Origin of the sequence: Pseudomonas sp. WSY_20 (assembly GCF_043104335.1) — a bacterium.
GTDB lineage: Bacteria > Pseudomonadota > Gammaproteobacteria > Pseudomonadales > Pseudomonadaceae > Aquipseudomonas > Aquipseudomonas parafulva_B.
In genome coordinates this window covers 1-6218 of record NZ_JBICKP010000025.1, presented here as the reverse complement: position 1 = coordinate 6218, position 6218 = coordinate 1, and the positions used below count along the sequence as shown (strand labels likewise).

The following is a 6218-nucleotide window of genomic DNA, read 5'->3' as shown; positions in this document are numbered from 1 at the left end:
ACCGCATCGCCGATCACCGCCAGCGGGATGCCCCCGGCCGAGCTGCGGTTGGGGGTGGCGATAACGGCACCGCCGTGGGTGGTCTTGTCGCCCAGCCGGACGGGGCGCTTGCCAGGGAAGTTCATGTTGGGAAGGCTCCTTTCCAGTTCTGTAAGGGATCACCAAATGGCTGTTATTTCTGCTCTGGCGCAGAATCGATTTGGATATTCTCCAGGGCACGTATCGCCTGATCGGGTAGCGAGCGCACTGCACTTTCCATCCCAAGGAGGCTGGCTGTTGCCCGTTCTGCCAGAGCCTCAATGTCCAGTTCGGTGGCGGCACTACTGAGATGAGTCAGGTACGAGTCGGCCAGTTCGTGAAGCAGCCAATACACATCCTGTCCTTCGAGCTGCGGCAGGGGCTGGCCGGCATCGAAGTGGCGCGCTTCGGTAGGGTGATCCTCGCAGAACCACAGGCCCGGGTGGCGGCAAATATCGCCGCTTGGCTTGGCATAGGGGTCGCGTTCCATTCCCACCCAGCACCAGAGTACGGAGGCATTCTGGTGTCGGGGTAGGGCATTCCCGATCTCGGTACGGCAACTCACGGTGGGAGCATCAAGGGCTTGCCAGTAGCCTGCGCGAGGAGCGGGTTCATCGCTGAAGGCTCCCCGTGCCGGCTCGTGGTCTGGAATGGGGAGTCCGCGTTGATCCTCACACCATTGCCAATGGTAGATACGGCGTGCACTGCCGGGGATATTCGAGGGCAAGATATCGCCCGCGCGTATATGAATACGCGCTCCTTCACCCTGCAGGCTGCGCCACCAGCCGGTGCGTGGACAGAAACCGTCCGAGCCTCGCTGGGTGAGGTCGCTTTGTTCTGCGTCTTGTGCGTTTCCGAAGCGGCTGGCCCAACCTGCGGTCAGGCGGCGTTCATGGGACTGGTCGATGTCGATATCCGGTAGTTCCAGGCGTTGGTGCAGCACTGGGCGCAGTAGTTGTGCGAGTTTGGCCGGGAGCCTGGGAATACCCTTCTCGACTGGATACAGATCAGGTTGCGGGCCAAGCTCAATCCACTGGCCATTGCCGCAGTCGGTAATAGTGATGATTGGCTGGTCAAGCGCGGCAAGTATCTGTTGGCGTTTGAGGCCGAGCTTTACACGCCAGTTGTCGGACAGAAAGAATCCCCAGGTAGGCGGCCGAAGGCCGGAGGGGAGATTGGGTGTTCGCGACATGGTGGGGCATGATCGCTGTCCAGCCCGTAGAAGTGTGGTGTCAGGGCGCGCTCCCATTCGCCGATTTCGGATAGACCGCCGGACAGCGGGTGCGCCATGGCGAAGCCGCTATAAACCTGCTCCGGTTTCAGTCGTTCGATGGTTTCCAGCACAAAGCGGCGCCAGGCATCTTTGTTATCCAGCCACCACTGCCAGCGGTAGTAAAACTGAATATAGGAGTAGCTAACTTCACCACTGCTCCAGTCTGACTGGCGCCAGAAGTAGCCCGCATGCGTAGGAGAGCTTCAGTGGTTTTTTTCGTCGGTGAAATTGAACACGAAGCTGTCTTTGAGTTTTGTCTTTCGTGCCCAATCACGTAAATCCCCCAATCTCTTAGAGCCATATGGGTGTGGGACTTCAGAGTTCGGATGAGTAGCGATGGTGTAGGGATGACCAAGCAGGCGTTCGAAAGCCTCGTGGACGTCAATCATCGCCAGTGAGGTTTCCAAGTAATGCTTGGGGTCGTAGGTGAAATAGAAGGTCAGGAAGGGCGTGATGGTGTATTCCGCGCCGTCGATTTCGTAGTAGGAGTTGGGCCACTCCTTTAGCATTTCAACAAATTCGTCCAGTACGTCCTGGCTGAACATCTGGTATGTGGTGCTCACCATCACTCTACTCCTTTCCAATAGCAACGCTTTCTATTGTCTATTGCCCTGGTCATCCGCCCACTGCCAGAGAATGAGGCCCTTGCTGGCTTCGTTGGGAATGCCGGGGAAAACCTCACCCTGCTCGAAAGAGCGACGCGAGCCGTGCTGGGCCAGGGTGAACCAGTAGCCGGCGCGTGGGCAGGGCTGGCCGGCGTAGGTGGGCGGCGGCGCAACGTCGCTTTGGGGCTGAGGTTTCTGCTGTCGTGTTTCGGTATCCGGCCAGTCGCCGTTATCGTCGAAACGGGCCAGCCAGCGTTGGGTGGACTGCCAGTTGAAGCGGACATTGGGGTCGCCATCCCATTCGCCGTTGCCGATCAAATCGAGCTTGCGATGGCGGATGGGCTTGAGCAGGCGATTGAGCAGTACGGGCAATTCGGGAACGCCGTTCTCGACGGGGTACAGCTCGGGCTGAGGCCCCAGCTCGATCCACTGGCCATTGCCGCAGTCGGTGATGGCGATGGCCGGGTGGTCGAGCGCCGCACGCACCTGTTCGCGGTCGAGCGACAACTTGCTGCGCCAGATATCGGAAAGGAAGAAGCCCCAGGTCGGGGGGCGGATGCCGGCACCGAGGTGTGTCGGAAACGACATGCTGAATGGGTAGTCGGTATCCAGGCCATAGAAGTGGGGCGTCAGCGCACGATCCCAGACGGCTACTTCTGAGCGGCAACCAAAGGCCAGCGGATTGGCCATGGCAAAGCCGCTGTATACCTGCTCCGGTTTCAGGCGCTCGATGGTCTCCAGCACAAAGCGGCGCCAGGCGTCCTTATTGTCCAACCACCATTGCCAGCGATAGTAGAGCTGGATGGAGGAGTAGCTGGATTTACTATCCCCCCACTTGGACGTTCGCCAGAAGTAACCTGCATGGGTGGGAGAGCTGTTGTGGTTCTTCTCGTCAGTGAAATTGAACGTAAAGTGCTTGTCGAGTGGCTTCTTTTTTGCCCAGGCGCGTAAATTTCCAAGGCGTTTGGAACCGTAGGGGTGGGGACGCGTAGAATCTGGGTGAGTAGCAATAGTGTAAGGGTGACCAAGCAGGCGTTCGGAAGCCTCGTGGACGTCAATCATTGCCAGCGATGTTTCCAAATAATGCTTGGGATCGTAGGTGAAATAGAACGTGAGAAAAGGCGAGACTGCCAACTCAAAATCGTCGTTACCACTGGCGGTATTAGGCCATGCCTTGAGGTCAGCTACCATGCCCGAGATATCTTCCTCGTCAATAAAACGTTGTAGCGTACTCATCGTGTCTTTCTCCGTTGTTGCTTGTGTTCAGAGTCCTCGTTAGGGTTAACGCCTGTGCAATCCTCTGGTACCCGCAATAGCGCCACCTTCTTGGCACGTCCATTCATCAAATCGACATAGTCTTTTATTTGATCCGGCTTAACCCAGTCCTTGGGAAACTTGATCTCCACTGCCGCAAATACATTGGGAACAGCGAATTTCCGCTGGCGATATTCAACGATTACCAGATCCGGGGCGAGGCTGCCCCGTGGGCGTGGCCAGAACGGAAAGATACTGCTGATGCGCTTGGGCCTGGTGTCGGGGATATCCACCAGTGGTTGCTTGGTGCCTTTGTCGTAGTTGGGTTCGGCCTTGAGCGGGCTGCGCCAGCCGAGGGTTTCATCGATCGACTCGAAGACCAGCGAGGCGGTGGTCTGCTTGAGCGCCACCTCAATGGTTGTTTCGATTATATTGCCGGGGATCTTTTTCCGGACACGCCTGGGCATCGTGATCGGCGCTTGCATTGCCCAGTTGCAGACGAGGCTGATGGCCGGGCGAAACGGGATCTTGCGCTCGATGTACTGCTTGTAGTTGGTGTTTTCAGCGCCGCGACGGGAAATGGTGCTTCTGCCGCCGCCGTCCACCTTGGCCAGCTCGGAGATCCGATCATCGATCTCTTTGGAAAGACCGTCGATGGTCTCGCGAAAGAGCTGTTTGACCTGCTCCTTACGCGCGGCGATATCGGCCATCATCTGGGCGATTTCCTTGGCGGTCTGCGCGGCCTCGTAGGTTTGATAGGTCTTGTAGGCGCGGTAGCCCCAGATGACTGCCGCTGCGGCTGCGGGTGCTGGCATCAGGCCCCCTCCTTGGTGAGTGTGGATCGTGCGTTCATGTCGTCTCCTTGCGCGTCAGGCATGTTTCCAGAGCGTCCAGCCCTTGATGGCCTCGGATATCAGTAGCAGAACCATGAGGATGATCGGGTAGCCCGACCACAAGCCGCCGCCGATAAGCAGCAGCGACACCGATGGGTAGACGAACAGGAGACGGAGCGGGATCTGGGCAAGGCCGAGGTAGCGGGCCGGCCGGTAGCCACGGAGAAACAGCAGGGCGGTCAGGACGATGGAAAGCTGCAAGGCCCAGGAGGCGATTGCCATGGCGATATTGGCGCTCCCCAGTTCGCTTCCCAGGGCCATTGTGCTGGTGAAGTCGCTCACGTAGGGAATACGCCCTGCGCTGAAGGCCTTGGCGCTGTACCAGATAATATGGAAGGCATCCAGGAGCCCCCAGAGCAAGAGTGTCTTGTTAGTGCTTTGCAGCAGTTTCATCGGTTGTCTTTTCTCATCTGCTTAGTGCTAGGGCAGGATGGTGTTCAGGTATTGATCACGATCAAAACCATCGAGCACGTAATGGCGAACTTCTGATTCGGCGGCTGATGCTGGCAAGGCCAGAAACCGCTGTCGCCGTGCTTCGGCTTGGGGGCCTTCTGCCATCAAATCGGCGATGACACAATTCATGTTCCTGTCACATTGAGCATCGCCGCCTCGGGAGAACTGTTCTACAAGCTGCGCATAGCAATCCTTGGCGAGAGACAGCGGTTGACCGAGGCGCTCTTTGAGCAGGCAATGAAGAAAACGGTACTCGGAGTTATGTGGCGCCAGAGATAAAGCCGCATCCACGTCACTCAGCGCTTGCTGGTATTGCTGACGCTGGATGTGGGAGGTGGCCTTCGATATAAGATCCGTATGGCGCGGCGAACTTTGCTGCGCATCGTCTCGCTCTGCGGTACATGCCGTGCTGAGCATGGCAAGAAACAACAAGGTAATTATGTATTTCATCTTTCTTGCCTCCGTACTGTTGGGCGATTTATTTTGCTTGGTACTTGCTGTGAAAGTGTCAATCCTATTATTGTGAATGGTTGCAGGTGTAATTCCAAGGCTATTTTTTTGTTTCGATGTGATCAAGGTGCATGTTGTTTAAGGGGCAATCCAGTGTATTTATTTTATTTTCAATATGGCCAGCGGGATGGTTGTAGAGCCTGTGGGTGGTATGGGGACAGCCCGTCCCTCCGGCGCGCTATAGATGTAACCGCCAGCAATTATTATCTGCACGATGTCATCCGGCTTCGGAGTGGGCAGAGCAATCCTTGCTGATCCAATAGGGTCGTACTTTTCGACGGGCCACACTTCTGCCTCTTTTCCAAGTTGCAAGGGTGTGGAGGATATTTGCTCGCCGTTTACTTCAACCTTGACGGATGCTTGGAAGTGCGCTTTCCCCATATGCTTTGCTGCGGTAAAGCCCATGGCCGATATGAACAGACTCTGTCCTTCCTGGCTTAGGGCACCTGTGAGAAAGAATGTACCGTTGACGCCAACACCTTCTACAGGCAGGTGAGGTATCTGCCTGATTCTGTATTCAGAGGCATTCAACTGAAATTCGAAACCAAGTGGCTCGTCACTCCCCTCGCGTGCTTCCCAGAATTCGTCGTCATCAAGCGGGATATCGTCTTCATGATTGGGGTTCTCTCCGTCGATGGCGTCGATATTGGCCTGCCAGTTTTCGGTGATGCGCTGATCGTCCCGCATGGTGGACTTATAAACCTGAATTGAACATGAACGCTCAGTTTCAAGTTGCTCTGTCTCGCCATTGGGGCCGGTCAGCCCCTCGACCAGCAGGCTGCTGCCCGCCATGATCTGGTAGCGATAGCCTTCGAAGGGGCGTTCATCGTCTTTCACGAGTGTGTAGCTGCCAGCAAAGTCGCCTGCCAAAGTCTGGGGCGATTTGAAGATGGGCAGTTTCCAGTCCTTACCGCCTGGCCCGGTGAGGTCGTGCGTGGCGGCCTTGACCGTGAAGTTGCCGGGCATGCCGAACTCGATATTGCCGCCGGCGAGGCGGATGTAGGCGCCGCCGGCAAGCAGGGTGACGTGCTCCTTGGCGCTGACGACGACATGCTGCTGGCTGGCGCTGACTTCGATGCTCTGGTCAGCCTGCACCCGGATGCCGTTGTGCTGGGCCTGCACCAGCACCTCGCCCTGGTGGGCGATATGGCGCATATCGCCGCTCTGGGCGAACAGGCCCACGTCCTTGCCGGCATTGAGCACGATGTTCTG

7 protein-coding genes are annotated in these 6218 nt (G+C 57.1%); all 7 read right to left on the bottom strand.

Annotated features, from left to right (window positions below):
• Positions 1 to 172 precede the first annotated feature (172 nt).
• Positions 173 to 1210: a hypothetical protein gene (locus ACF8E5_RS08475; protein ID WP_392475145.1), complete on the bottom strand. Its 1038-nt coding sequence runs from the start codon at positions 1208 to 1210 to the stop codon at positions 173 to 175.
• Positions 1211 to 1494: 284 nt separating this feature from the next.
• Positions 1495 to 1857: a hypothetical protein gene (locus ACF8E5_RS08470; RefSeq protein WP_392475144.1), complete on the bottom strand. Its 363-nt coding sequence runs from the start codon at positions 1855 to 1857 to the stop codon at positions 1495 to 1497.
• 30 nt (positions 1858 to 1887) lie between these two features.
• On the bottom strand, positions 1888 to 3132 hold the full coding sequence (locus ACF8E5_RS08465; protein ID WP_392475143.1) for a type VI immunity family protein: 1245 nt from the start codon (positions 3130 to 3132) through the stop codon (positions 1888 to 1890).
• Entirely contained in the window at positions 3129 to 3965 is an 837-nt protein-coding gene (locus ACF8E5_RS08460; RefSeq protein ID WP_392475142.1) for a VRR-NUC domain-containing protein, read from the bottom strand. Before ACF8E5_RS08460 ends, ACF8E5_RS08465 begins: the two co-directional genes overlap by 4 nt.
• Positions 3966 to 4019: 54 nt before the next feature.
• Positions 4020 to 4436, bottom strand: coding sequence for a hypothetical protein (locus ACF8E5_RS08455; protein ID WP_196186797.1), 417 nt, complete (start codon positions 4434 to 4436; stop codon positions 4020 to 4022).
• Between the two features lie 27 nt (positions 4437 to 4463).
• Entirely contained in the window at positions 4464 to 4946 is a 483-nt protein-coding gene (locus tag ACF8E5_RS08450) for a hypothetical protein (protein ID WP_197844957.1), read from the bottom strand.
• Positions 4947 to 5105: 159 nt separating this feature from the next.
• Positions 5106 to 6218, bottom strand: a 1113-nt coding sequence (locus tag ACF8E5_RS08445) for a DUF2345 domain-containing protein (protein WP_392475141.1), incomplete at its 5' end; no start/stop codon positions are given.

Bases quoted from the DNA above. Each gene is read 5' to 3' on its own strand.
- ACF8E5_RS08475 (WP_392475145.1), bottom strand. From the start codon at position 1,210: ATGTCGCGAACACCCAATCTCCCCTCCGGCCTTCGGCCGCCTACCTGG.
- ACF8E5_RS08470 (WP_392475144.1), bottom strand. From the start codon at position 1,857: ATGGTGAGCACCACATACCAGATGTTCAGCCAGGACGTACTGGACGAA.
- ACF8E5_RS08465 (WP_392475143.1), bottom strand. From the start codon at position 3,132: ATGAGTACGCTACAACGTTTTATTGACGAGGAAGATATCTCGGGCATG.
- ACF8E5_RS08460 (WP_392475142.1), bottom strand. From the start codon at position 3,965: ATGCCAGCACCCGCAGCCGCAGCGGCAGTCATCTGGGGCTACCGCGCC.
- ACF8E5_RS08455 (WP_196186797.1), bottom strand. From the start codon at position 4,436: ATGAAACTGCTGCAAAGCACTAACAAGACACTCTTGCTCTGGGGGCTC.
- ACF8E5_RS08450 (WP_197844957.1), bottom strand. From the start codon at position 4,946: ATGAAATACATAATTACCTTGTTGTTTCTTGCCATGCTCAGCACGGCA.